The organism is Staphylococcus sp. MB377 (assembly GCF_001922505.1).
Lineage (GTDB): Bacteria > Bacillota > Bacilli > Staphylococcales > Staphylococcaceae > Staphylococcus > Staphylococcus haemolyticus.
On record NZ_MAON01000046.1, the window covers coordinates 1 to 1232 of the forward strand.

Genomic DNA, 1232 nt, shown 5'->3' on the forward strand with positions numbered 1-1232 from the left:
AGAATATATCGTTCTTCTTTTTCACTATAATAAAAAAAGAAAAAGGAAAACATCGAACTTTCTTACAAACATTCGTGTATTCTTACAGTTTTGTCATTTTGCAAATGTATTCATCGCCTTGTCTTTCACTATTTTCTTTGGAAAACATAGTGAATTACGAGAAAGAGCGCTACAAGATCAACTTCCAAGAAGTAGTGCACTAAACCTCTTAATTAATGCAATTAGTTTGTTTTAAAGTAGTAAGTGGACAATACTTCTTAGTTGTAGAAAGTATCGAGATCCCTGTGCCAATTCCAGCGTTTGCTGTAGCTCTATTAATTAGTTTAGGAATAATCCCGCTTTGTTCTTAATTTAAGGAACTCCAAACAGCCCTATCTTTCAATTGATAAGCCCTCAAGTGTATGAATGCTTGGGGGTTATTATAATAAAAAAAGACACCCAAAGGTGCCTTCCTCCGACTTGAACCATCTTAATTTTAATAAGATGTATTGGACGCCAATCTAAATATTATTCTCTTTTAAACTTTAGAATAAGAATAAAGATGATGCTTTATTTGTTCAATAAAATAATGATGGTGTATATTATCGTTAGATACACGACTTGCCATAATAGCGCCCTCCATTGAAGATGCAAGAAAAGAAGCGAGCGATATAATGTCTATCCCTTCTTTAAGTTCTTGTTTCTCTATCCCTTCCTTTATGAGAGAGGCCATTAACATTACTGTATCATCATAACCTTTTGCTGCTGCTTTTTGTAATTCTGGAAATACTCCAGTACTTTCAATGGCGCTATTAAGTAATGGACAGCCTCCAGCAATAGGAGGATTATTAGCTGCATCTTGATATACAAGGAAAATTGCAAGGATTTTATCGATTGCTGTTTTTTTATTTTCCATTGCTTTATGAAAATGACTCCACATAATCTCACCACTTTTGTCGTAGGCAGCAAGAACAATTTCTTCTTTATTTTTGAATCTACGATAAATAGATCCTTTCGGTAGTTCAGTGGCTGTCATTATATCCTGAATGGATGTGCGAGTTATCCCATTAGTATTAAATAAATATAAAGATGTTTCAATAATTTTTTCTTTTACCTTATCAACTTTAGTCATGCTTTGTAATCCTCCTAATGAAAACGATCCTAATATTCTAGGTAATGTTTACCCTCTCTTTTCTTGATTTTTTTGTAAGTATAAATAAGTTCGGAACAGAAATATCTTATCAATCCCTATC

The 1232-nt window shown here is 32.9% G+C and carries 1 protein-coding gene and 1 pseudogene; one reads left to right on the forward strand and one right to left on the reverse strand.

What is annotated here, in order from left to right:
* Positions 1-232 (forward strand): annotated as a pseudogene (locus BB045_RS12235) (transposase); the annotation flags it as partial.
* Positions 233-517: 285 nt separating this feature from the next.
* Here BB045_RS12235 and BB045_RS09205 read toward each other — a convergent pair.
* Complete coding sequence (locus BB045_RS09205; protein WP_075140697.1) at positions 518-1111, reverse strand: TetR/AcrR family transcriptional regulator; 594 nt, start codon at positions 1109-1111, stop codon at positions 518-520.
* Positions 1112-1232: the final 121 nt, after the last annotated feature.

Bases quoted from the DNA above. Each gene is read 5' to 3' on its own strand.
- BB045_RS09205 (WP_075140697.1), bottom strand. From the start codon at position 1,111: ATGACTAAAGTTGATAAGGTAAAAGAAAAAATTATTGAAACATCTTTA.